The organism is Labrenzia sp. 011, from assembly GCF_003075075.1.
Lineage (GTDB): Bacteria > Pseudomonadota > Alphaproteobacteria > Rhizobiales > Stappiaceae > Roseibium.
On sequence record NZ_QCYM01000005.1, the window covers coordinates 221,823 to 245,854 of the forward strand.

General features: G+C 60.0%; 22 protein-coding genes and 1 pseudogene. 8 read left to right on the plus strand and 15 right to left on the minus strand.

All coding sequences use genetic code 11. The features are described 5' to 3' along the window. Position 1: 1 nt before the first annotated feature. From DCO57_RS08430 to DCO57_RS08470, 9 genes are all read right to left on the minus strand, one after another. Positions 2–1,699: a GMC family oxidoreductase N-terminal domain-containing protein gene (locus tag DCO57_RS08430; RefSeq protein WP_116698470.1), complete on the minus strand. Its 1,698-nt coding sequence runs from the start codon at positions 1,697–1,699 to the stop codon at positions 2–4. Positions 1,700–1,703: 4 nt separating this feature from the next. Next, on the minus strand, positions 1,704–3,179 hold the full coding sequence (locus DCO57_RS08435) for an aldehyde dehydrogenase family protein (RefSeq protein ID WP_116698438.1): 1,476 nt from the start codon (positions 3,177–3,179) through the stop codon (positions 1,704–1,706). A 20-nt stretch (positions 3,180–3,199) separates the two neighbouring features. Next, positions 3,200–4,207 carry a proline racemase family protein gene (locus DCO57_RS08440; RefSeq protein WP_116698439.1) on the minus strand — a complete coding sequence of 336 codons (1,008 nt, stop codon included), beginning with the start codon at positions 4,205–4,207 and terminating at the stop codon, positions 3,200–3,202. Between the two features lie 3 nt (positions 4,208–4,210). Beyond that, complete coding sequence (gene dapA / locus DCO57_RS08445) at positions 4,211–5,119, minus strand: 4-hydroxy-tetrahydrodipicolinate synthase (protein ID WP_116698440.1); 909 nt, start codon at positions 5,117–5,119, stop codon at positions 4,211–4,213. A 20-nt stretch (positions 5,120–5,139) separates the two neighbouring features. Next, the gene (locus tag DCO57_RS08450) at positions 5,140–5,967 is read right to left on the minus strand and encodes an amino acid ABC transporter ATP-binding protein (protein ID WP_279629130.1); all 828 of its coding nucleotides are present in this window, start codon (positions 5,965–5,967) and stop codon (positions 5,140–5,142) included. Further along, entirely contained in the window at positions 5,964–6,611 is a 648-nt protein-coding gene (locus DCO57_RS08455) for an amino acid ABC transporter permease (protein ID WP_116698441.1), read from the minus strand. Before DCO57_RS08455 ends, DCO57_RS08450 begins: the two co-directional genes overlap by 4 nt. Before the next feature lie 72 nt (positions 6,612–6,683). Then, positions 6,684–7,526 (minus strand): transporter substrate-binding domain-containing protein, encoded by an 843-nt coding sequence (locus DCO57_RS08460; RefSeq protein WP_116698442.1) that lies wholly within the window; start codon positions 7,524–7,526, stop codon positions 6,684–6,686. A 38-nt stretch (positions 7,527–7,564) separates the two neighbouring features. Then, positions 7,565–9,454 (minus strand): proline racemase family protein, encoded by a 1,890-nt coding sequence (locus DCO57_RS08465; RefSeq protein WP_116698443.1) that lies wholly within the window; start codon positions 9,452–9,454, stop codon positions 7,565–7,567. 679 nt (positions 9,455–10,133) lie between these two features. After that, positions 10,134–11,495: a globin-coupled sensor protein gene (locus tag DCO57_RS08470; protein ID WP_116698444.1), complete on the minus strand. Its 1,362-nt coding sequence runs from the start codon at positions 11,493–11,495 to the stop codon at positions 10,134–10,136. A 595-nt stretch (positions 11,496–12,090) separates the two neighbouring features. Between DCO57_RS08470 and DCO57_RS08480 the strand changes: the two genes are divergently transcribed. Beyond that, complete coding sequence (locus tag DCO57_RS08480; protein ID WP_205756109.1) at positions 12,091–12,756, plus strand: Crp/Fnr family transcriptional regulator; 666 nt, start codon at positions 12,091–12,093, stop codon at positions 12,754–12,756. A 133-nt stretch (positions 12,757–12,889) separates the two neighbouring features. Here the strand turns inward: DCO57_RS08480 and DCO57_RS08485 are convergent, their stop codons facing one another. Genes DCO57_RS08485 through DCO57_RS08495 form a run of 3 tightly spaced genes read right to left on the minus strand, consistent with a single transcriptional unit; the run spans position 12,890 to position 14,750 of the window. Continuing rightward, a complete protein-coding gene (locus DCO57_RS08485) occupies positions 12,890–13,279 on the minus strand; it encodes a metalloregulator ArsR/SmtB family transcription factor (protein WP_116698447.1) in 390 nt (129 codons plus the stop codon). 48 nt (positions 13,280–13,327) lie between these two features. Further along, positions 13,328–13,744 carry a hypothetical protein gene (locus DCO57_RS08490; protein ID WP_133192644.1) on the minus strand — a complete coding sequence of 139 codons (417 nt, stop codon included), beginning with the start codon at positions 13,742–13,744 and terminating at the stop codon, positions 13,328–13,330. Continuing rightward, complete coding sequence (locus tag DCO57_RS08495; RefSeq protein WP_116698449.1) at positions 13,731–14,750, minus strand: permease; 1,020 nt, start codon at positions 14,748–14,750, stop codon at positions 13,731–13,733. Before DCO57_RS08495 ends, DCO57_RS08490 begins: the two co-directional genes overlap by 14 nt. A 332-nt stretch (positions 14,751–15,082) precedes the next feature. On the opposite strand from DCO57_RS08495, the gene DCO57_RS08500 reads away from it, so the two are divergent. Continuing rightward, complete coding sequence (locus DCO57_RS08500) at positions 15,083–16,114, plus strand: helix-turn-helix domain-containing protein (protein ID WP_116698450.1); 1,032 nt, start codon at positions 15,083–15,085, stop codon at positions 16,112–16,114. A 466-nt stretch (positions 16,115–16,580) separates the two neighbouring features. Further along, positions 16,581–17,291 carry a carbonic anhydrase gene (locus DCO57_RS08505; RefSeq protein WP_116698451.1) on the plus strand — a complete coding sequence of 237 codons (711 nt, stop codon included), beginning with the start codon at positions 16,581–16,583 and terminating at the stop codon, positions 17,289–17,291. A gap of 56 nt (positions 17,292–17,347) precedes the next feature. On the opposite strand, the pseudogene DCO57_RS23905 reads toward DCO57_RS08505, so the two are convergent. The 3 genes and pseudogenes from DCO57_RS23905 to DCO57_RS08515 all read right to left on the minus strand — a co-directional run. Beyond that, positions 17,348–17,470 (minus strand): annotated as a pseudogene (locus DCO57_RS23905) (transposase); the annotation flags it as partial. Beyond that, positions 17,453–17,584 (minus strand): hypothetical protein, encoded by a 132-nt coding sequence (locus DCO57_RS24060; RefSeq protein WP_279629132.1) that lies wholly within the window; start codon positions 17,582–17,584, stop codon positions 17,453–17,455. The pseudogene DCO57_RS23905 and the gene DCO57_RS24060, both read right to left, overlap by 18 nt. A 102-nt stretch (positions 17,585–17,686) precedes the next feature. Beyond that, on the minus strand, positions 17,687–18,475 hold the full coding sequence (locus DCO57_RS08515; protein WP_116698452.1) for a DeoR/GlpR family DNA-binding transcription regulator: 789 nt from the start codon (positions 18,473–18,475) through the stop codon (positions 17,687–17,689). Positions 18,476–18,537: 62 nt separating this feature from the next. Here DCO57_RS08515 and DCO57_RS08520 point away from each other — a divergent pair, with 62 nt between their 5' ends. From DCO57_RS08520 to DCO57_RS08540, 5 genes are all read left to right on the plus strand, one after another. Further along, complete coding sequence (locus DCO57_RS08520; RefSeq protein WP_116698453.1) at positions 18,538–19,170, plus strand: TIGR00725 family protein; 633 nt, start codon at positions 18,538–18,540, stop codon at positions 19,168–19,170. A gap of 58 nt (positions 19,171–19,228) precedes the next feature. Beyond that, positions 19,229–20,320 (plus strand): ABC transporter ATP-binding protein, encoded by a 1,092-nt coding sequence (locus tag DCO57_RS08525; RefSeq protein WP_116698454.1) that lies wholly within the window; start codon positions 19,229–19,231, stop codon positions 20,318–20,320. Beyond that, positions 20,317–21,219: a sugar ABC transporter permease gene (locus DCO57_RS08530; protein ID WP_116698455.1), complete on the plus strand. Its 903-nt coding sequence runs from the start codon at positions 20,317–20,319 to the stop codon at positions 21,217–21,219. Before DCO57_RS08525 ends, DCO57_RS08530 begins: the two co-directional genes overlap by 4 nt. Then, complete coding sequence (locus DCO57_RS08535) at positions 21,216–22,043, plus strand: carbohydrate ABC transporter permease (RefSeq protein WP_116698456.1); 828 nt, start codon at positions 21,216–21,218, stop codon at positions 22,041–22,043. Before DCO57_RS08530 ends, DCO57_RS08535 begins: the two co-directional genes overlap by 4 nt. Before the next feature lie 66 nt (positions 22,044–22,109). Next, a complete protein-coding gene (locus tag DCO57_RS08540) occupies positions 22,110–23,360 on the plus strand; it encodes an ABC transporter substrate-binding protein (RefSeq protein WP_116698457.1) in 1,251 nt (416 codons plus the stop codon). Positions 23,361–24,032: the final 672 nt, after the last annotated feature.

Sequence of the window (24,032 nt, forward strand, 5' to 3'; positions counted from 1 at the left end):
ATCAGGCCCCGTTCTTTATGGCATCGGCGACCTTCTCGCCCGCCATGATGGTGGTGATCATCGTGTTGCCGCTGATGACGGAAGGCATGATCGATGCGTCGACGACCCTGAGGCCTTCCACGCCGATTACCTTCCCGGAACTGTCCACGACGGCCATGGGGTCGCCGGTCTCCCCGAGCCGGCAGGTGCCGCTCGCGTGCCAGCTGCCGCAGGCATTGTCCATGATCCAGGACCGCAGCATGTTCTCCGAGTTCTTCAGGCCCTGGAGATCGACTTCCGGAACGATGACATTCTCGATCATCAACTTGCGCGAAAACGAACCGGTTCCCATCACCAGGGCTGCAACCAGCGTCAGGAACCAGTTCGTCTTGCTCACGGCACCGAGCTTGCGCACCCGCTCGGAGAATGTGGCCGGGAAGACTTCGCGAACGACTTTCTTCATCGCCGGATCCTCTATGATCCGGAAAAGCCGCTGCATGCCGTCCTCGAGGCGTTTGAGATCCCGCTCGTCCGAAAGCTGCCGGAAATTGATGTCCGGTCCGGTGGACGGATCCTTGTCCTGCAGTTTCACGTAGCCGGTCGAATAGGGCCGGTTGACGCAGACAAGCATCGAGGCGAGCCGGCGACCGAGCGGATGCCAGGCCGCCCTGTTGGACGCCAGCACGAACATGTCGCCCGGGGTCGTCCGATCGAGGCCGGACGAGTAGCGGTACCCCATCTGGATGTGCCGGCGCATGGTCGGCGGAAGACGGGATTCCTTCGGCAGATAGGCGGCCAGGGCAACCATCGGATGGTCCTGCAAGTTCTGCCCGACGCCCTTCCGGTCGGCCCGAACCTCGATGCCGAGCTCCCTCAGATGGTCGGCCGGTCCGATCCCGGCGCGCATGAGGACGGCCGGCGATTGCAGGGCGCCTGCCGAGAGAATGATTTCCCGGGCCTTCAGGACCGTCTCGCCGCGCTCGCCCGTCAGCTTGACGCCGCAGGCCCGGTTGCCCTCGAATAGCACTTCGCGAACTTCGCTGCGGGGAAAGATCGTCAGGTTTTCGCGCTTGCGCACGTCGGCCGTCAGATAGGCTCTGGCAGCCGAAACCCGTTTTCCCGCAACATTGTTCATGGTCATCGGGAAATAACCGTCCTCGAAGCACCCGTTATGATCCTGGATGTTCCTTTCACCCTGACGGGACAAGGCCTCGGCTGCGGCCTTGGAAAACGGTGACCAGTCTTCCTCCTTGATCCGCTGCAGGGGCATCGGACCGCTGTCGCCGTGGAGGTCGTGGTCCGGATAGTCGAGATCCGTTTCAAGCTTGCGCAAATACGGCAGCACGCCTTCCCAGTCCCACCCCGTGGCGCCCTGCTCTGCCCAGTGATCGTAGTCCCAGGGCAGGCCGCGGAAGGCGAACTGGCCGTTGATGGAAGTGCCGCCGCCCATCACCTTCGCCTGTTCGTAGCGCCGTTTGTCCTGTTTGACGGATTTCGGATCGTCCAGGTGAACCTTGATGTTCTGCCAGTGATAGGACCGGTTGAAATAGGCAACGATCGGATAGGCGTCGAGGATGTCGTCCGGCTCCTCGCCGGGAGGGGTGTCCGGACCGGCCTCGATCAGGGCCACCTTGAATGCCGAGGTTTCGGACAGCCGGCTCGCAAGAACGCTGCCGGCCGCACCGCCGCCCACAATGATGTAGTCGAAGGTCTGCTGCATTGCCTTATCCGCCATGGTTGACCAGAACGGTCTTGCGGCGCAGGAAACTTTCCAACCCGCTGCGCCCCATTTCCTTGCCGAAACCCGAACCGTTGAACCCGCCCTGCGGCGTATAGAAGTCCGGCTGGCGGCCGTGAGCGTTGACCCAGACTGTCCCGGCTTCCAGCAGGTCGGGGAGGTTCATCGCCTTGTTGAGATCGTCGGTGTAGACGCTGGCGGCGAGTGCGTACGTCGGGTGGTTCGCCATAGCGATGCCTTCGTCTTCGTCCTCATAGTCGTAGACCGAGAGGACCGGTCCGAAGAACTCATCCGTGAAACCGACGGAAGTGTCCGGGACATTGGCGAGAATGGTCGGCTGGTAGTAGGCGCCGCTGTTGATCTCGGCGACCCGGCTTCCGCCGAAGATGACTTCGGCACCGTCAGACACGGTTTGTGCGATCATGTCGTCGATGCGTTTCGCCTGTTTCTCGTTGATGATCGGCGGCAGCGTGTTGCCGCTGGCCCAGGTCGGACCGGCCCGGCGGCCGTTTGCTATGGCGATGATCTTTTCCAGAAGCTGGTCGCGCAGGTTCCGCGGGGCGATGAGGCGGCTGCCGGCTGTACAGACCTGGCCGGAGTTGGCCAGGAAGCCGTTGGCGATGTTGGTCGCCACCGCGTCCACGTCGTGCACGTCGCGCATTACGAGCTGGGGCGTCTTGCCGCCCAGTTCCAGGGTCACCGGCTTGGTGCCGCTCATGGCGGCATCGGCCATGACACGGGCACCCGTGGCCGACGAACCGGTGAAGGTGATCTTGCGCACAAGCGGATGGCGGACCAATGCGGAGCCCGTCGCGCCCCCTCCCAGAACCACGTTGAACAGGCCCGGGGCCAGACCCGCCTCCAGGGCCAGTTCGGCGATCGCGACCGCGGAATAGGGGGTCGCCTCGGAGGGCTTCAGGACGACGGCATTGCCGACCGCAAGTGCCGGCGCCGACTTCCAGATGGCGTTGATGGCGGGAAAATTGAAAGGAGCGATCGCCGCAACAACGCCATAGGGCTCCGGCTTGGCAAAGGTGGTTGCCCCTGCCTTTCCGGCAAAGACCTGTCCCTCGACCTTGTCTGCCCACTCGGCGAAGTAGCGCAGGGCACCGGCGGCGCGCACGAGGTCCCGGGCAAGGAGGTCATCGATCGGACGGGTGGAGGAGACCGCCTCGATGCGTGCGATGCGCTCCCGGTTGGCATCCAGCAGGTCGGCCCACTTGTGCAGCACGGCTGCCCGGTCCATCGGGGAGGCCTGCGCCCATCCGCTTGTCCTGAAAGCCTTCTCAGAAGACTCGACGGCACGGTGGACCGTCTCCTCGTCGGCTGCCGGAATCGGTTTCGTGGCAAGTCCGTCCGACGGGCGATGCACCGCCAGGTCGTCGCCGGTGGTGATCCGTTCGCCGCCGATCAGATGGGCGGCTGTCAGGCCGACGTTGTCCGGATTGAAATCGTTGGACATGGGTATGCTCCTTTGTCCGTTCAGACCCCGGTCAACCGGAAACCGGCGGGGAAGGGGTCGTTGGGGTCGAGGAAGAAGTTGAATGTGCCGGTGACATAGGCCGAACCGGTCACCGTGCAGGTGATGGCCGGAAGGTCTCCCACCATGGCCTCGCCCGTGATGTGTCCCTTGAAGACCGTGTCGAGGATACCGGCGTGCCGGAAGGTGTCGCCGACCTTCAGGTCGCCCCTGGCGCTCAGCATTGCCATGCGCGAGGCCGTGCCGGTGCCGCAGGGAGAGCGGTCGATGACGGTCGGCGGGCAGACGACGGCATTCTTGCCGTCGGTTGCTTCGCCGTCGCCGTCCTGAACGATCTCGATCTGGTAGATCTCGTTCACGTGCTCCAGAGTGGGGTGCTGGACCGGATGATCCTTGAGCCCGTCACGCAACTCGGCCGCGGCCGAAACGATCTCCCAGGCCCGGTCCGGGTGAATTTCCAGACCGAGGTCCGACGCCTTGACGATGAGATAGAAATCGCCGCCGAAAGCGATGTCCGCCCGCACCTTGCCGAAGCTCGTCGTCTCCACAAGGATGTCTTTCTTGTAGAGAAAGCTTGCCGGCATCTCGAGCGTCACCGAGACGGCGCGTCCGCCTTCCACCAGGACCCTGGCCGGGACGACGCCTGCCGGCGTGTCCAGACGAATGAGGGTTTCCCCCTCTTCGGCATCCACATAGCCGGCCTCCACCGCAATCGTGGCAACGGCCATGGCGCAATGACCGCACATGGGCGGATAGGTATCGGGCTCGAGAATGATCATGCCGATATCGGCATCCTCGGAGCAGGCTTCCGTCAGGACGGCCGCGGGCATGTTGAAACTGCCGCGCGGTTCGAACAGCACGAGCTGGCGAAGCCAGTCACGCGTCATGAGGTTCGCGCGCTTTTCGACCATCGTCTTGCCCGGAATCGGTCCGAAGCCGGACGTGATCAGGCGCAGCGGGCAGCCGGCGGTGTGGGAGTCTATTCCCTGGATAATTCTGGAACTGCGCATGATCTACTCCACCGAAGCGATCGCTTCGCGGACCTTCGCGGTCCCGAGAATGGTGCGGACGCTCTCGAGCTGGGCATCGGAGAAGGGCAGCAGCGGTTCGCGCGGAATGCCGACCGGCTGGTCGAGTTCGTTCATCACCGCCTTGATGCCGGCATAAAAACTGCCCGCCTTGAAACAGCGGTAGATGCCGAAAAGGGCCGGCTCCAGAGCGTCGACAGTGGCGGCGTCGCCAGCCACGCAGGCGTCAAAGTAGCTGCGCACGAGCTTGCCGGAGAGCTGGTGCGCCATGGCGACCACGCCCACGCAGCCGACGGGAAGGGCCGACCGGATCATTGTCTCGTAACCGACGAAGACGGCCAGCTTGTCCTTCACCTTCGTGCACAGTTCCGTAACCTGCTGGATGTCGGCGGAGGAGTCCTTGATCGCGACCACGTTCGGAATGTCCGCGAGGCTGGCGACGAAATCCGGTGTCAGGTTCACGCCGATGCGCGCAGGGCTGTTGTACAGCATGACCGGCAATTCGCTTGCTTGCGCGATGCGCCGGTAGAACTGTTCCGTTTCCCGCAGATCCGGCTTTGCATAGATCGGAGGCAGGGCAAGAATGCCGTCGCAACCGGTTTCCTTCGCAGCCTTCACAAGCTCGAGGACGATATCGGTCTGAAGGTCCGAAACGCCGGCGATCACGGGGACACGGCCCTTGACGGCATCGACGGTCGCCTTGAACAACCTGACCCGCTCCTCGACAGTCATGGTGTAGAATTCGCCGGTGCTGCCGCACACGATCACGCCGTCGGCGCCATTGGCGATATTGGTCTCCACCAGCTCGGCGAAACGGGCGTAGTCGATGGATCCATCAGGCAAAAAGGGGCTCACGAGGACACTGTGAATGCCCTTCCAGTTAATCTTGGACATGTTTTTCTCGCTTGTTTTGCTTAGCTTTCCTGCAGCAGGGGACGCATGAGTTCCGCTGTGGCGTGGAAACGGTTCACGAAGGATTGGACCCGTTCGTTTTCTGGATGCAGCAGTACGTCGCCGGGCGGTCCATCCGCCTCGACGCAGCCTTCGTTGAGAAAGACGACCCGGTCCGCAACCTCGAGGGCGAAGCCCAGTTCGTGCGTCACCACGATCATCGTCATGCCTTCCTTGGCCAGCGTCATCATGGTTTCGAGAACCTCGCCAACCAGTTCCGGGTCGAGTGCGGAGGTCGGCTCGTCGAAGAGCATGACCTTCGGGCGCATGTTCAGGGCCCTGGCGATCGAGACGCGCTGCTTCTGGCCGCCCGAAAGCCTGTCGGGCCGGCGTTCGGCGAAATCGCTCATCCCCACCTTCGCCAGATAGTCGAGCGCGCGCTCCCGGTTTTCCGCCGGCTTCTCCTTCAGGACGGTGCGCGGGCCCTCCATCACGTTGCCGAGCACGCTCATGTGCGGAAACAGATTGAAGTGCTGGAACACCATGCCGACGCGAGAGCGAAGGGCATTGACCTGTTTCTGCGAGATGCTGGAACGGGTCTGGCCTTCGCCGCTGCACTTGAAGATCGGATTGCCTGCGATCTCGATCTCGCCGTAGTCGGGCATTTCGAGCAGATTGATACAGCGCAGCAGTGTCGTCTTGCCCGACCCGCTCGAGCCGAGCAGGGCGACGACTTCACCTTCATGGACGTCAAGGTCGATATTGCGCAGGACCTGGTGGGCACCGAAGGATTTGGACAGGCCTCTGACGGAGACCAGGGACTGGCCTTCCTTCTTGCTGGTCATGTTCATGAGTTATGAGTCTCCAGCTTGCGCGCCAGATAGTTCGACGGGATCAGGATGACCAGGAAGACCACGCCGACGGCCGTGTAGACCTCCATCGGCCTGTACGTGAAGGAGGAGATGTAGCCGGCCTGATAGAGCAGGTCGGGAACGGTGATCACGGACAGAAGGGTCGTGTTCTTCATCTGGATGATGGTCTGGCCGGCAAGCGGCGGGATCATCCGCCGGAAGGCCTGAGGCAGGATGATGCGGTGCATCGCCTGTCCGGTCGACATGCCGAGCGCCCTGGCCGCATCGCTCTGTCCCTTGTCCAGGGACTGGATGCCGGCACGCAGTATCTCGGCGTAATAGGCCGCGCCGTAGAGGCTGAGCGCCAGGATGCCGGCAAGTTGCTTGGTGATGTTGAGGTCGAGAAAGATCGGCAGCGCGTAGTAACTCCAAAGGAGCCAGACCAGCAGCGGCACATTGCGGAAGAATTCCACGAAAATTCGGCCGCTCCAATGGATGACGCCGATCTTTGCAAGCTGCGCCAGAGCGACAATGAGACCGATGACGAGACCGAGCACAGTTGTCACGACGGTGTAGTAGAGCGTGATCGCGAGCCCCTTGAGGATCAGATCGACGTTCTGGGTAATGACCGACCAGTCGAACATGGTTTTACTCCGCCACGTTTCTTGTTCTGCAAAGGGGCCGGGAACCGAAGTTCCCGGCAGTCGTCTCGTTTCCTAGAAGCTGAATTCGTTCGGGAGCATCGACAGATCGATTCCGTGCTCCTCGAAGGCCTTGTGCAGCTTGCCCTGGGCCAGGCCGAGAGCGCGCTGCTGGTTGACCCAGTTGGTCAGCCAGTTCTGGTAGCCTTCGTTGCCTTCCTCGCGTGCAAGGCCGATGGTTGCCGGATTCCGCAGCATCGGGGTCGGCAGGATGATCTCGCCGTCGATCTGCTTCGCGACCTGGACCGCGTCGAAGATGGCAAGAACCATGGCGTCGGCGCGGCCGGCCTGCATTTCAAGCACGCCGAGCGGGCGTTCCTCTACGACGATCTTTTCCGCTTTCGGCGTCAGGGCTTCGGCGACGACCTGCATCGTGCCACCCTTCTGAACGACGAGTTTCACGGACGGATCGTTCAGTTCGGCCCAGCTCGTCTTGTCGAAGCCCGGCTTGGTCACGATCGCCCAGGCGTCGGTGAACAGCGGAACGCTCAGATAGTCGACGACGAGGCCGCGCTGCGGGTTCGGGTTCAGACCGAAGGCGATGTCGATCTTCTTGGCCTGGAAGTCCGCGGCAAGGTTCCCCCAGGTGGTTTCCACGGGAACGGCTTTCACGCCGAGAAGGCCGGCGATTTCATTGGCCCATTCCATGTAGAAGCCGCCCCATTCGCCGCTGTCGCGGTCGCGGACATAGCCGGGCTCTTCGCCGACCATGACCGGAACGCGCAGTTCGCCGCTGTCACGAATGCGGTCGAGAACCGTGTTGGGATCCGCAGCGAAAGCCGGCTGGAGTGCTGCGGCACACAGGATGACAAATGCTGCGAGGGCACTGAACACGTGATGATGGATTTTTTCTTTCATTGATCTCACCTTTGGAAGGTTTGGAGGGAATTCCCAGGTCAAAGGAAACCGCTTCTCAGCGGATCGTCGGGCTCAAGAATGAGGGTCGACATTCCGTTGAGATGCGCGCGCCCCGAAATCGTCGGGGCGTAGGCAGGACGGTCTTCCGCCGTCTCTGCGATCCGGAGGCAGGTGCCATTGAGGCGTCCGCCGAAAATGCTTTCCGCTTCGAGAGTGTCTCCCGGCGCCATGCGCTCCTCTTCGCAAAGGACAGCCATACGCGCAGCGACGCCGCCCACACCGGGGGAGCGGTCATACCGCTGCCGGTCGATGGCCAGGAAGATGCGCTCCGGGCCGCCGGCCACGGTTTGACAGAACAGGACGGAATCGAGCTTTTCCGGCTGAGGCGCGGACGACGCGGACAGCGCTTCACGCACGGTCATGGCCGCGGCCAGCATTGTCTGCAGCATGTCCGTGGTGACGGACCATCCCAGATGGCTCGCATCGATGACCGCATGCGTGTTGGCGCCATAGGTCAGGCGGACCGGTACGATCCGGCCGTCGATTTCCACATTGACTGGCTCTTTCTGGACACTTGTCACCGGAAGGGCGAGGTGAAGCGTATCGGGGGTGGCGCCCCGTTCCAGTTCGATTGTTCCGCCGGGAACCTCGACGGAAAAGCGGGTCTTGCCATTCAGCTGGCCGAGGGCGTCGAGGGCCTTCGCATAGCCGATGACCGCATGGCCGCAAAAGTCTGGATAGCCGTAGGAGGTAATGAAAAAGGCGCCGAAATCCGCGACTTGAGAAGGGACTGGCACCAGGCCGAAGGACCCGACGTGTCCGCGCGGTTCCTGCAGGAGCATCGCGCGAAGATGGTCGTGTCTGTCCATGAAGGACTGGCGCCTTTCGGCGACCGTTGACCCGGCGAGATCCTTCAGGGGTTCGATCAGTATGCGCGTCGGATGCCCGGCGGTATGCGTTTCCAGAACGCGGTAGGTCTCCGAATTGCTGGGAAGGTCGATGTTCAGACCGCCTTCGCCAAGGCCGCTGCCGCTGGAGGTGCCGAGTTCGAGCCGGCGGCCACGACGCTCGAAATGCATCGTTCCGAGCCGTTCGACGTCCGTGTTGACCCAGAGGATCACCGCATTGCAGGTGCCCGTGTTGTGCCAGCGGTGATCGATACGGCTGTCGAAATAGGCGCTGTCGCCGGCGCCGATGGTGACCGGCTCCCGCCCGCAGAGGGTGACTTCCAGTTGACCGTCGAGAACATAGAGAAGCTCTTCGCCCTCGTGAGAGTAGAAGCCGTCGCTTTCCCGGCCCGGCTCGATTGTCCAGACCTCGACGTCCATGAGCCTTTCGGCAACGGTCAGCTGTTCGATCGAAACGCCCGGGCTGAAAGTGCTGACGACACGACCGCCGCCTTTTCGCACGATCGGAATGTCGTTGTGACTGGTTCCGCCAAGCAGTTCCACGACGGAGCGGTTGAAGGCAGCGGCGATGGCGTTCAGGCGCGCCGGCGACAGGAAGGCGGCTCCGCGCTCGAACATGCTCAGGTGCGAAACGCCGATCTCCGTCAGATCCGACAGCTCCCGCAGCGAAAGGCCGGCCTCCTTGCGCATGGTGCGCACGCTCTCACCGATCCGGTCGTAATCGATCTTCTGCCGTTCGGCTTTCGCCGGAGCGGCACTGGTGGCCTCTTCGGCGTCCTGATCGAATGTCCGGCGGATGCTGGACAGGCTCATGCCCGATACGCGGCGCATCTGTTCAATCTTGCGGATGCGGTCAAGGTCTTCTGTCGTGAAGGATCTGTGACCGCTTGCGGACTTGTGCGGCTTGATAAGACCGAGCTGTTCCCAGGACCGCAGGGTCGAGACGGCGACGCCGGTCATCTTCGCGGCATGGCCGATCGAGTAGGGTCTTCTGCTTCCGGTGGTATCACTGTCTGTCATCAGCCGAACACATGTGGTTTTTTTGAACTTTGCAGATCGTATGTAGATATATTGAAAGAGTCAACGTACCGAGACGTGTGCTGCGGTTTTGTGGATCCTGATCGGGTAAAGCCGAATGGTTTCAGTGGGTACGACCCCATGCGCAAACCCGTCCGGCGTGATTTCCGCGGGGTGCGGCAGAGATTGGGGCGATGTCAGGCGCCGGCATTTTCATGTCGAGCTACACAACGACATGTGCGTCAGCGGGCCACGCCCTCCCGATGACCAGTTCTGCCGAACCTGACTGCGGCCAGGTTGAAGCATGTAGCCGCTGGCAAATGGACCAGCCGATAAGGCATAGGCATGCCCCGCTCTACGCAGAGAAGTGCGAAAACCACGGAGCCGTTGTCTGACAGCTGAGGTGCGATTGATCTCTGAGGCCGCCTGCAAATATGAAGCTATTTGCGGTTTCGAATGTGGCAGGCATCCATGATGAGACTGGCAGGTCGTGCCCTTGAATATTATCAAGAACTATCAGTGACGATCAGATGTAAAAATTAATTGGATCTTGAAAATCCCGCAAGCAGAAACAGAGGGATCTGCTTGCGGATTTATTCGCGTGCCCGGATTTTTACAGGCTTCGAAAATGGCTCTCTTCCGTAATGGGCGCCATTCGTTGATATGTTTATTGCCGGGGCTGCTACGCGGCCCTGATCGAACGGATAAACTCGGCTACCTCGTTCTTCAACCCGCTTGCCTGTCCAGCGAGTTGACTCGCGGTTTCAAGGACTTTGGCTGAGGTTTTCCCGGTCTCTTCTGTAACCTTGTTGACGCCGAACAGGTTGCTGGAAACATCTTGAGTGCCCAAGGCTGCATCCGTGACATTCTGTGCAATTTCCTGCGTTGCCTTGTCCTGTTTCTCTACGGAGGTGGCGATGCCCGTCGATATATCGTTCATCTTGTCTATCGTTTCACCGATCCGCTGGATCGCGCCAACCGCTTCGTCGGTTACATTCTGAATGGCGGAGATCTGAGCTGAAATATCGGACGTTGCATTCGCGGTTTGGGTTGCCAGCTGTTTCACTTCGGAGGCCACAACCGCAAACCCTTTGCCGGCCTCTCCGGCTCTGGCAGCCTCAATGGTAGCATTGAGTGCCAGAAGATTGGTCTGTTCGGCAATGTCGTTGATCAATTTGACAACTTCGCCGACTGTCTGGGCCGCCGCAGACAGGGACTGAACCTTCTCGTTCATTTGCTGGGCCTCCTCGACAGCTGCGGAACTGATATTCGTGGAATCGGAAACCTGTCGGGCGATCTCCTGTACCGAAGCCGCGAGCTGGTCTGCTGCTGTTGCTACAGTCTTTACATTGCTCGTGGTTTCTTCAGACGCTGCGGACACGGCCGCCGACTGGACAATTGCCTCCTCGACAGCTGAAGACAGGGATTGCGAAGCCGATTGCATGTCCGTTGCGGATGCGGCTACCGAAGCGACGATGCCACCCACCCGCCGGTCGAATTCGGAAGCGAGCCGATTCAGGGTTTCTTCGCGGTCGCGACTCCCGGCTTCGAGATAAACGGAGATGGCGATATCCATATCCAGCATGGCGGCTCTGGTAATGGCCGTCTGCAACCGTGAAGCCCGTTCCCGATTTCGGGATACGGAAATACGGCCAAGACCGCGCCCTGCCATCGTCTTGAGGATATGTTCATTCAGTGACGTCACGAGGAAACTGTAACCGCCGAGATACCAGCTTGGTTCCAATCCGATCCGATTGTGCACCTCACCGATCGTGCGCACGGAGTTTTCGTAGTCTTCGTTGAATTGCGCGGCAGTTATAAGGGACCAGTGTCTGATTTGCGCATTTTTCGCCCTTTCCATGTGGGCATCATCCTTGAAGAATTTTCGCGTCTCGGGAAAGGATTTTACATGATCGTAAAATGCGTCGAGCGCTCCGGAAAGGGCTTCCAGCACGATCTTGCTTTCCGAGCGGAGAATTTCCGCTGTCGCTTCATCCAGTCGATGAAATGTAAGGCGGTTTTGAATATTTTCCTGATTTTGCATTGCATCCTCTTAACGCAAGGGAATGTGTGTATTACGTCTGTGTAGTATTTATTCTTCAGCCCGCGACCAAGTCGGGGGAGAGCCTTGACTGTCCGGTGCAAGAAATTGTCGGTGTACTGTGAAGTCAGGGGCTCGCTGACAGTAGAAGCTGGCCGATAACGCCCCCAAGGCTTTCGAGAAAGCGCAATTGCTCCTGTGTCTCGACGCCTTCTGCGGCGGTAGCCGTCTTTCGGTGATCGCGCGCCATCATGCCAACAGGCGCATCTGAGAAAATGGTATTCGCAAAAGCGGGAGCGTCAGACATCATTATACTTCAGTATGCACCAAGCCTCGTGGGCACACACGGTGCCCCTTCACCGGTAGGTCGAAAGGTTCTCCGTTAATGAACGGTGTGATTTACCGCGCCGTTTATTGTCGGTTCGCCTCTCGAACGACCGGACTGCATTGACTAGCAATGCGCCCTATTTATAAGTACGAATACGTACATAATAAAAGTTAACTGTGGATTAACGATTTTATATCGTGGGCTTGAAATGGTCGGGGAAATACTCATCCCGTCATGAGTAGCCACTTAGAGCCCCCTTTCAGGAACCGCGTGATCCGTGCCACTCGACCAGAGGCACAAGCATTCCTTGCAGCTCGTATGGAGACCCGTCAACTGGAGGCCGGGTGTGTGCTTTATGATAAGTCACAAGGCTTTACTCACGCCATTTTTCCACATGCCGGCATTCTTTCCCTTATGTCGGAAATGAGTGAGGGGCGCAGCGTCGAAAAAACCAGTATCGGGAATGAAGGGTTTCTTGGCTTTACCTACCCGATGGGTGGGCTCATTTCCACGAGCAGGACAGTTGTGCGCGTACCCGGATATGCATCATGGCTGGCTATGTCGGATCTGGATGAAGCCATGCAAAGATTTGTATGCGTGCGCGACGTGATGCTCGGATACTCAAGAGCCCAGGTTATTCAGCTAATGGAGACTGTGGCTTGTAACGCCCTGCATTCGGCAGAGCAGCGTGTCAGCCGCTGGCTTCTTCATGCATATGATCGCCAGGACGGAGAGGACTTCCCGCTCACGCAGAAAGCCATATCCGAAGTTCTGGGAATGCGCCGGGCTACAATCAGCCAAGCTTGCTCAGTTCTTCTAAAGTCTGGAGCAATTACCTATTCTCGCGGCAAGGTATCTATTTTGAATAGAAACATCCTGCAGCGCCATGCATGTGATTGCTATGAGAGAGTCACTGCCGCCAGCCTGCCTCGATGAATACAATGTGACAAACCCGGTACAACCCATCATGTCATTCTGTGCCTGAGGTAGAATCCCTCTCGCTGCGTAGATCTCTATCCCGGGGGTGGAAGATTGGCAGAGCAGGGGTAGGCTCCGCGTGGGCCTGTCATCAGGATAGCAGGTCCTGCCATTCCTGGCTGCCGGCCCCAACCACGCAGCGCCCGTTTTCTCGCAGGTTCAGACGCATGCGGCATCTTTTGATTTCGTCGTCGAACTCATGCGGGGGAATGGTCCTGATCAACTCCAGAAGTGTGCGGCTGAAGGCATCGCTTTCTTTCCGGAGGGTGTAGAAGACCCATTTTCCGTCTTTCTCAGGCCGCACGAGACCGGCCTTCTGCAGGATTTTCAGATTTCGCGAGACATTGTAATGGGTCTCGCCAAGCACATCCATCGCCTCGGCAACGCAGACCCGCTCGTCAATCTGCACAAGCAGCCAGAACAACCGCAGCCGGTTGGGCTCGGCCAGAGCCTTCAACGCTTCAACAAAACGATCGTCCATCCGTTCTCTCTCGGGACTGTTTGGTCGCCGCGACCGTCGCGAGGCCACCTAGCTGTCGTCGGCTCCATCGTATTTAGCCGCGCCCACCAGCAGTAACAAGACGCCGATGAAGAATACGACAGCCGAGTGGCACGCATGGAATACCAGTTCCGCTCTGCTCGCCCCGCTCAGCAGGGCGATCCAGAAGAAAGGGCAGCACAGGCCCAGAAGGGCGATAGAGGCTCCGGCCTGCGCCGAATGTGGCAGCCGCCGTTCCACCGCCATGCGCCGCAGGGTGCGCCAAAGTTGCGTGTAGGGACACAGGCTGAGCAGTTTTTTTACCGGCGAGCTTTTCATGTCGTGCCATTTCACGTTGTCTGAAGGGCCTGAAGGACGTGATGGACGGCGCCGCACCGCAACAGGCCGATACGGGCCTGTTGCGCAGGGGTTGCGGACCTTGCGTGCTGTAGCGTCAGGAAACGACAAGAAATATGCCTCCTCCCACCATGGCCATTGCAACCACCGTGACCACGAAGGCGATCACCGCCTTGGGTTTGAGAATCGACGAGATGATCGCAATTTCCGGCAGGCTGGCGCCGGTGCCGCCGATCAGCAGAGACATGGCCGCGCCCATGCTCATCCCCTTGGCAATCAGCACCTGAAGCAGGGGAAGGGCCATTTCGATCCGCAGATACAGCGGGACGCCGATGACTGCGGCGACGGGGACCGCATACCAGCTGTCGCCTCCCACGTATTTCTCGACCACTTCAGCAGGAAGAAAGGCTGCCGACAGGGCGCTGATGACGGCGCCGACGAGCACATACGGGATGATTTTCCTGAAGAGGGCCCAGGCGAAGGGGAGGGATGCGCGAAGACGTTCGCCATGAGGCAGGCGGTCATGCGCCGTTGAGGGCGCCGGGCCGCCGCATGTTGGCACCGCCGGTGCATCGCAGTCCACCACCGTGGCATCGCCGCACCCAACGGCGAGGGCCGCGGCGGAGGGGCTGCAGCTGGCGGCCTGGGCGCCACCGCAGCTGCCTGTCGCTGGGCTTATGTCACGCCGAACCGCATGGTTCAGAGATGTGAAGCCGACCAGATAGCCCGCCAGGATCGCCCCCCCCAGGGTCACGGCCAGGTAAATCAGGGTGACCTTCAGGCCGAAGGTTACCAGGATCAGACCGACGACGACGAAATTGCACAATGGCGCCGAGATCAGGAAGCCGAAGATTGTCCCCACCGAGGCACCCATTTCGACCATGCCCATTGCCACCGGAACCATGGAGGCGCTGCAAAAGGGCGTGAGCGTTCCGAGAAGCGCGCCGAGCAACGGACCGCGACGCTCATGCTTTTCAAGCTTTTTCTGGAGCTTGTCCTGGGGAATGTATTCCCGAACGATCCCCGTCAACACGGAAATGACGGCGATGATTGCCACCAGCGCGCCCCCTACATGAAGAAACTCGTAGAGGGCGACCGTCCATGGGTTGTCCTGCATATTTGCCTTTCCTTCTGCCTGGCAATTATCATTCGCATATATGCGCGAATGAGCTTATATTTAATTCCTGTGTGCCTGACAAGAAGGGAATTCTGGAAGGGGGCGTCGCGGAACCTGGGCCGCGTCATCGTCTGTTTCTTTCAATCGGGAACAGACGCATTTGAGAGGCGGAACTTTCAGCGGGCAGATCAGGCTGCCCGCTTTGGGCGCGAAGAGGACCGGGACGGTGGAAACTCGGGCCTTGCGTCTGGCGCGGCCTTCCGGTTCTGGTAGCATCCCGCCGGTGTCGCGGGCAAAATGCAATTCCCTGGACGCAGGAGAAGACGGCGACGATGACGGAAACGCAAGAAGAACCCACAGTGAGCAAATGCGACGCGTCGCTTGCTGCGGGGGAGGTTGCCACAAGCTTCAGCGGATTGCGTTCGACGATCATCGAGAGTGCCGCGACGCAAGCGGCCATGCAGCCCTGGGTTGCCATGGAGTGCTACCAGCTCAGCCGTGGCAAGCAGGTATCGCAGATGGATAGTCTCGACCTCGGGCGCGTGCAGGTCGTGCGGGAGCAGCAGTTTGCGGCGATCCAGAAACTTGGCATCACTCCGGAAGATTTTTGCACCATCTCCTACTGCACGCAGGACCCGGCCTTCCGATTTTCCGACCACTCGGCCAGTGGCGTAAACAGCGTTTTCTTCATCCCGGAGCGAACCGAATTCGACATTTATGTGCCTCCGGGCATGCAAACGGCCTATGTCAGTTTCTCCCAGTCCGAGTTTGTCGGCGCCGCTCGTGCGTTGAATCCAAGGGCATGGGAACAGCCGAAGCGGCAGGTGTCGCAGTTTCAGTCAAGGCAACTGGTTGAGCTGAAGGGCGCTCTGGAGCGATGGATTGGCGTTGCCGAAGCCGCGAGCAGAAGGGGCCAGGGTCTTGACCCCGCCAGCATGCGGGACATTGTTCTCCAGACTGCGCTGCGCATTGCGACCGCCACCCCCGAGGATGACGCAAGGCGCCGGCCGCCCCTCGCCCGTTCTCGCGCCATGCGGGTTTGTCGTCTGGCCCGGGAGTTCGTGGAAGGGCATCTGGCGAACCATGAGGTGCCTTCCATCGTCGATATCTGTGTGTCACTGGCCGTCTCGGAACGCGCGTTGCACTACGCGTTCCAGGACTATGTCGGCATGTCACCGCAGGCCTATCTTCGTCGCTGCCGGTTGAACCTGGTCCGCACGACATTGCTCGCCGGAAATCCGCAAGACACGACGGTGACAGAAGTCGCCATGCGGTTCGGTTTTCTGCATCTCAGCCGCTTCGCTGGCGACTACAAGCAGATCTTCGAAGAAGCGCCGAGCGCGACACTGACGCGGCGCATGTGACGCCCGATGCCGGCCGGGATCATTTTTGCAGATTTCGGATAGCGGCGCCGCGTTTCGGGCTCTAGTTTCAGCGTGATGCTTGTCAGGTAGGCGAAGAGACTGACGCGTTCGGCCTCCGTTCCGGCATGCTGTTCGGCCGGGGATCTCTTGCCATGTTGGGAACCGGCGCCATCAGGGTATCCACATGGGCACATTCGCGCGCTCTTGACGGTGTTGGTTGCCGACCGGGCGCCGCGGTGAGGGCGGGGGAGTGTCTACCCGGGCCGGAGCCGCGTGGAATTTGTAAGGGGGCGGCAAGCTGCAGTTGATCCAAAACCGGTCCGGTTGGATGCTCCTGGCAGGAGTTATCGACGTGACGGCCAATTTTCCCGGGGCACGGGCGTATGCGGGGCCGGCGAGATGATGAAAAATTTGTACCTGACAATAGAAGATTGAAGGTCTCTCTACTGGAGATGAGGAGAAATGCATGTGTGAAGATTGCAATGCCAAAACCGTGAGCCGTCGTGGACTGATCGCGGGGGGGCTGGCCCTGTCGCTAGCAACGCCGCTGGCCACACAGGCTTTCGCCCAGGAGACCAGTGCGGTTGCACCGGCTTCGCCAGAAGAGGCACTGCAACGCCTGATCGATGGCAATGCACGCTATGTGGCCAATGCCGCTATCAATACGGACCACTCGCTGACGCGCGCCAGCCGGGCCGAAGGACAGCAGCCCTTTGCCGCCATCGTCAGCTGTTCGGATTCGCGCGTGGCCCCGGAGTTGATTTTCGATCAGGGTCCGGGAGAACTCTTTGTGGTGCGTGTGGCCGGCAATTTCATCAGCGAAGAGGGTCTGGCGACACTTGAATACGGCGTGGCCGTGCTGGGCATAAAGACCATCGTGGTTCTCGGGCATACCTCGTGTGGCGCCGTTGACGCGACGATCAAGTCGATTGCGGACAGGGAACTGCCGCCAGGCCATCTGCCCAGCCTGGTCAATGCCATTCGCCCCGCAGTCTATGACGTGATGGATGAGTCGCCGGACGACCTGCTGGCGGCAGCCACCGCCCAGAACGCCCGGCTCAACGCCGCGCGGGCGCTGTCCGAAGGGCCGATCCTGTCCGAAGCCGCCGCCGCCGGCAAGCTTGATGCCGTGGCCGGCATGTACGAGATCGCCACGGGCAAGGTGTCGTTTCTCTAGCCGGGTGCCCGGTTCCGGAATTCGCCGGCGGCAATATGCCTGAACCTGGCCGTGGCCAGCTTCAGGCATGACTGGTGGTCGGGAAATGCGCCGACAACCGGCGTGCGTCGCCGGATCTCCTTGATGTTCCGCGCCAGGGTATTGTCCGTCCGGATCTTGCGTCAATTGCTGTCCGGAAAGCTGTAACAGGTCAGCGTTTCGTCCATGCCCGTCTTCGATGAAACCGGCAGGCCTGGCCACCCCTTGCGTCCTTCCGGAACGACAAAGGGGCCCGTCTCAACCTGAAAATGCATGAGAAACTCCGGACATTACCCCAAGGCTTCGAGAATATTCGGAACTATTCAATCAGACAGTTTCGCAATGTGCATGAACGGCATGAAACTGATTGGAGATCGTCAAAAGGGTGACTTTTGGTCTCTTGCGGCCGACGGGACCGGATGGTCTCCGATCTGACCATGGGTGTTGGTGCCATCGATCACCTGGTTGAAGTCCGAGAGCATCGCGATGGTCGAAAGAGCGGTCCTGTTGAACTTGCTCGGCGTTGCAAGCAACAGGTTTTCGTCTGCTGCGGCCATGGCCGCTTTCTTCACCGCGATCTTCGAGAGGTCGAAATCCATGACGCGGCCTTTCGCGTCGATACCCGAGCAGGCGATCAGCGCGTGGTCAATACGAAGACCATTCAGCTCCATGATGATCTCTTCGCCGACGAGCGAGCCATCCTTTCCCGCCATGCGGCCGCCGAGAACGGTTACATTATGCCGCTTGGGATCAAATGCCAGAGCCGCTCGTATGCTGTTGGTGAACACCGCCAGCCCGTTTCGCTTGTTCAATTCCCTGGCGGTAAATTCCATCGTTGTGCCAACGTCCAGAAAGAGGCTCGCGCCATCTGAAATGCATTCCGCTGCGTTTCTGGCCACCAGTTCCTTGTCAGCGACGCCAAGGTGTTCTTTGCGCCCGTGATCCAGTCTCAGGGTCTCGGAACGGCCTATTGCACCGGCTCCGCCGTGAAAGCGCTGCAAGTGCCCTGCTTCCGACAGGAAAATGATATCGCGGCGGACGGTCTGGGTTGAGACGTCGAATTCTTCCGCAAGCCGTTCAATGGTGACGAAACCTTGCTTTTCCGTCGTCTCCAGAATGCGCTTCTGACGGTCACTCAGTTCAGAATGGGATGGCCGGAGTGTCATAAAAGGGTCATGCCTCACAGATATCGATGTAAATTATCTTACACGGTTGGCGAGAGACATCAATGTCCACATCTCGACTTTTCCAATTGGGCAATGATGTCTATAGCGACTTCGGGTGTCTTGATCCATGGACCTGGACCTGGGCTGCTGGTGATCTGCCTGCTGATGCGGAGCCGGTCACCCCGGTCGATGCGCTGCGCATATTGAAGACGACCGGGGCCATGCGCAAGTTTCCGGTTGGTGTCATAGGGCCTCGAGAGGCGACGGATGTGCAGCTCGCCGCCGCAAGGGAAGTCGGCAGGGCGCTGGCTGAACTGGGCCTCACGATGATCTGTGGCGGCAAGTCGGGTGTCATGACCGCGGCGGCGGAAGGCTGCCTGAAGGCCGGTGGTCTCTCCGTCGGCCTGATTCCGGACCATGAGTGGCGCGCGGCAAATCCTTACATTGCGCTTCCCATTGCGACCGGCCTCAGCGAGGCGCGCAACATGATCATCGCCAAATCCAGCGAAGTGCTGGTTGCCATTGGCGGGTCATACGGAACCCTTTCGGAAGTTGCTTACGGGCTTCACTTTTCAAAGCCCGTGATCGGCATGTGCGGGGCGGCTCAGGTGGATGGCGTGGAAATGGCGGAAACGCCTTCTGACGCAATCGAACGGGTCGCATCTCACCTGTTCGCCCGGGTGCTGACGTCATAAAACTTACATCGATTCACGTCTATATGTGAACAAATTTACAAAAGCGACGAAGCAAGCCATGACCCGCTCTCCGGTGCTCGAACTGCGCGGTTTGTCCCGCCGGTTCGGTCAAACAGCAGTTCTTGATGACATCGACATCACCGTTCCCGAGGGGAGCTTCACTGCACTGCTCGGGGCGTCGGGATGCGGCAAGTCGACCACGTTGCGGATCATGGCCGGGCTTGATCGTCCGACTTCCGGGAGGGTTTTGCTCCATGGCGAGGATGTCGCCGGCAAGACCGCCCATGAACGCAACGTCGCCATGGTGTTCCAGTCCTATGCGCTCTACCCGCATTTGACCGTGTTCCAGAACATGGCGCTGCCTCTCACCATGCGCCATCTGTCGTCACTTGGCCGCATGCCGCTCGTCGGAAGGCTGGTCCCTGGCAGCAGGGTAGCCAGAAACCTCATTGAAAAGAAGGTTTCCGAGGCAGCCGACGTGCTCGGCCTCACCGATCTCCTCGATCGCAAGCCTTCAAGCCTGTCGGGTGGCCAAAAGCAGCGGGTTGCCCTCGGGCGGGCCATGGTGCGTGATCCGGTCCTGTTTCTGCTCGACGAGCCGCTCTCCAATCTCGACGCCCGGCTGCGGGTCAAGATGCGTGCTGAATTGGTTGCTCTGCACCGGCGCACCGGCAAAGCCTTCGTCTATGTCACCCACGACCAGTCAGAGGCGATGGCCATGGCCGACCAGATCGTCGTCATGATCGGCGGCAAGGTTGCCCAGTCCGGCGCGCCTCGCGATCTCTATGGCCGGCCCGCCTCGATGGGCGTGGCGACCTTCATCGGCCACAACGCGATCAACCTGTTTCTTCCAGACGATGGACTGCATGGCCTGCACCCTGCTGCGGACAGGGCCGTGATCGGTCTTCGTCCCGAACATCTGTCACCGGCTGCGAATGGGGCACTCGAGGCCAGACTGGAGACCGCCGAATATCTTGGTTCGGAGATCATTCTCGGGCTGCGCTGTGAAAGCGGTACGGAAATCCGGGCTATCGCCTCCGGCGATTATCCGATCCCGGCGCCTGGGTCTGCGATCCGCCTCGGCTTCGAACCAGGTCAGCTGCATCTTTTCGATCGACAGAGCGGAAAGCGGATCGAGGTGACTTCATGAGACGCCTGTCGATTGCCCGCCGCGAGGCTCTGACCGACCTATGGCTGGCAGGGCCGGCGACGACGGTCATGTTGCTGTTCGTCTTTGTGCCTGTGGTTATCGTCGCCGTCCTCTCCTTTACCGACTACCAGTTCGGTGCAGGGAGCTTTGCCTGGATCGGACTGGACAATTACGCCAGGCTGTTCGGGTCGACGCTCGGACAGCGGGCGATTGCCAACACGCTGACTTATGTAGCGATTGTCATACCGCTCTCGGTCGGCTTCGGCCTTGCGGTTGCACTCGGTTTGCATCGCATGATGGCCTGGGCTCCGTGGCTCTCCCATACGCTGCGCACGATCTACTTTCTGCCGGTTGCGGCGACTCTGGTCGCCATGTCCGTTGCCTGGCAGATGGTGCTTCATCCTTCGCTCGGCGTCGTCAATCAGACCCTTGCCTCTCTTGGCGGTACGCCTCAGGACTGGCTCAGCGACCGGGGACTCGTGCTCTACACGCTGGCCGCCATCGGTATCTGGCAAACCGTCGGCTACAACATGGTCCTGTTCCTGGCGGGCCTGGTCGCAATTCCGCCGGAACTCTACGACGCCGCCGATGTCGATGGCGCCGGTCATGGCTGGTCCAGATTCTCGACCGTGACCTGGCCAATGCTCGGTCCCACAACTCTCTTTGTCCTGGTGGTGACGGCAACCAATGCCTTCCGGGTCTTCGAGACGGTCGCGACCTTGACCAGGGGAGGGCCGGCCTTCGCCTCCGACACTCTCGTCTACGCGCTCTACCGGGAAGGCTTCGTCTACTTCAAGGCAGGCTACGCGAGTGCCATCACAATGGTGTTCTTCGCTTTCCTTCTGGTCCTGACGCTGGCGCAATTCCGTATTGTCGAAAAGAGGGTGCATTACCGATGATCCGCTCCTTCTTTAGCCGCGCGGTCTCCACATTGCTTCTTTTCGCGGGCGCTGCAGTCATTCTCCTGCCGTTCGTCTGGATGCTGTCTCTTGCCTTCAAGCCGCGTGACGAGATTTTCAGTTCAAGGGTCCAGTTGCTGCCGTCCCGGCTTGAATGGAACAATTTCGTCGTCGCTCTCACCGAAACCGACGTGCCGCTGTTCCTCTGGAATGGTTTCGTCGTGGTCGGCGGTATTCTGGCCTTCCAGATCCTGTTCGCCGTGCCATGTTCCTATGCGCTTGCCCAACGCCGGTTCAGGGGACGTACCTTTGTCTTCGGGCTGGTGCTGGCCGCTCTGCTGGTTCCGTTTCATGTTACCGCGATCCCGATCTTCCTCGGCTTTGCCAAGGCCGGTATCCTCAATTCCTACGGTGCATTGATCCTGCCCTTTGTGCCGACCGCCTTCGGTATCTTCCTGTTCCGGCAATTCTTCTCGCAATTGCCCCCCGATCTCTTCGATGCGGCCCGGGTGGACGGCCTGAGTGAAACCGCGATCGTCTGGCGTATCGCCTTTCCGCTTGCTCTGCCGGCGGCAACAGCATTCGCGATCTTCTCAATCACCGCCCACTGGAACGATCTGTTCTGGCCGCTGATCGCGACGACCGACCCGCATCTCGCCACTCCGCCGCGCGGCATTCTCTATTTCCGGGATCAGGAATCCGGCGACGACGTGGGGCCGCTCATGGCTGCCGCACTCATCATCACGGCGCCGCTGGTCATCGCGTTCCTGCTGGCGCAGCGCAAGTTCACCCAGGGCCTCGCCGCAGGGGGGCTGAAGGGTTGAAGCCATAATTGACGATAGGCGCGGAGCCAACCGTGCAACTTCTTCATAAATACGGAGTCAAAGAATATGAGACATGTACTTCTCGCAGCGGCTTTCGCGCTTACAGCGACCGCCGCCCACGGACAGGAAACGGAAATTCGCGTTCACTACGCCATACCGACGATCTGGGCAGACACCCAGAAGGCGCTTGCGGACGCTTTCATGGAGAAGCATCCGGAGATCAGGATCACCCTTGATGGTCCGGCCGAAAGCTATGCCGACGGTGTGCAGCGCCTTTTGCGCGAGTCCGTTGCCGGCACTGCGCCGGACGTGGCCTATGTGGGGCTCAACCGTTGGCGCATCCTGGAAGATCGCGATATGACCCGGCCGCTCGACGGCTTCATCGGCGACAATCCGGCCGAGCAGGGCTACACGCCGGCGCTTCTCTCCCTGGGCCGCTTCGAAGGCAAGCAGCATGCGCTTGCAACGTCCGCGTCCACCCTGGTCATGTATGTGAATCCGAATCTGGTCGAGCAGGCCGGCGGATCCATGGACAACTTTCCGACCACCTTTGACGGAGTGATCGAACTGGCGGCCAGGATCGATGCGCTTGACGACACGACCGACGGCATCTGGATCGATCGGCACGACTGGCGTTACCAGTCCCTTCTTGGGGCTTACGGCGGACGCCCGATGAACGCGGATGAGACCGACATTACGTTCGACAGCGCGGAAGGTATCGCGGCTGCCGGCCTCTACCAGCGCTTTGCCAGGGAAGCGGGCATGAAGTCCTACTCCTACAAGGATGCCCGCCAGGCGCTTCCGGCCGGCACGCTCGGCATCATGTTCGAAAGTTCCTCCCTGCAAACCCGGTTCGAGGAAGGTGCGGGCGATGCGTTCGAGCTGACCGTGAAGCCGCTTCCCCTCGCGACCTCCGACAAGGAGAAGGTTTACTTCCCGACCGGTGGTTCCGGCATCGTCATGCTGACTGGCGATGAGGAAAAGCAAAAGGCCGCTTGGGATTACATTGCCTTCGTCACCAGCCCGGAAGGCCAGAAGATCATCGTTGAAACCACCGGCTACGCACCTGCAAACGCGAAAGTGATCGAGGACAAGAGCTATCTCGGCGCCTTTTATGAAAACAACCCGAATGCACTGGTCGCTCACACCCAGATCGCCAATCATGCAGGCCCCTGGTTCGCCTATCCGGGACCGGAAGGCGTTGCCGCGACGGATCTGATCGCGGCCTCGCTGGTTGAAATCAGCGAAGGGGCCGATGCGGACAAGGCCATGAAGGACCTTGCCGAAACCCTCCGCGTTCAGCTCGGCATGAAATAAGTCCTCGAGACCGCCTCAAATCAACACCCCCATTTACCGGGGGTGTTGAATTCCCTGAAGGATGGACCGAGCGGTACGGCCTCCTGAAAAAGACCATGCGGATGGCAATGCCGCAATGGCCGGCAGTTGGCAGAACGTGCATTCGGGCTCTGGCTGCGGGCCTTGCCGGAGCTTCGACGGCTTCCGGCACAGCTGGCGGAACCTGTCTTGTCCGCACTCCCTGCGCGGCAACAACGAGGTCTTCTACCTATGGCCCTGTCCCGCTGACAGATCTGATTGAGATGGAACAAGCGAGCGGCGATCTTGCCGCCGAAGAGCGTGCTTTCGCCCACGACCGAAGAATAGCGAAAGCACCGGGGCATGAGATCGCATCCCCGTCTTTGTTTTCCAGCTGCATCCATGAGTGCAGCACTCGATCGCAGCTGCTTCCGAAGGTCGGCCGCCTGTCGGTCAGAAGCCAATCCGGTCTCGTTAAGTTTTTGATTGTTTCATATAAAATTGGCGCACCAACTCTAATAAAAATGCGAACACTTATGTAATTGAAATACTTATATGATATCCTCCGTTGATCCGCTCACCAATCAGTTTGCATTCTTAGCAATAGTTTTCTTGAAATGCTCGTACGCCACCGAACTAGCGTCGAAAACGCCCTCAGTATTCTTGCAATCGAGT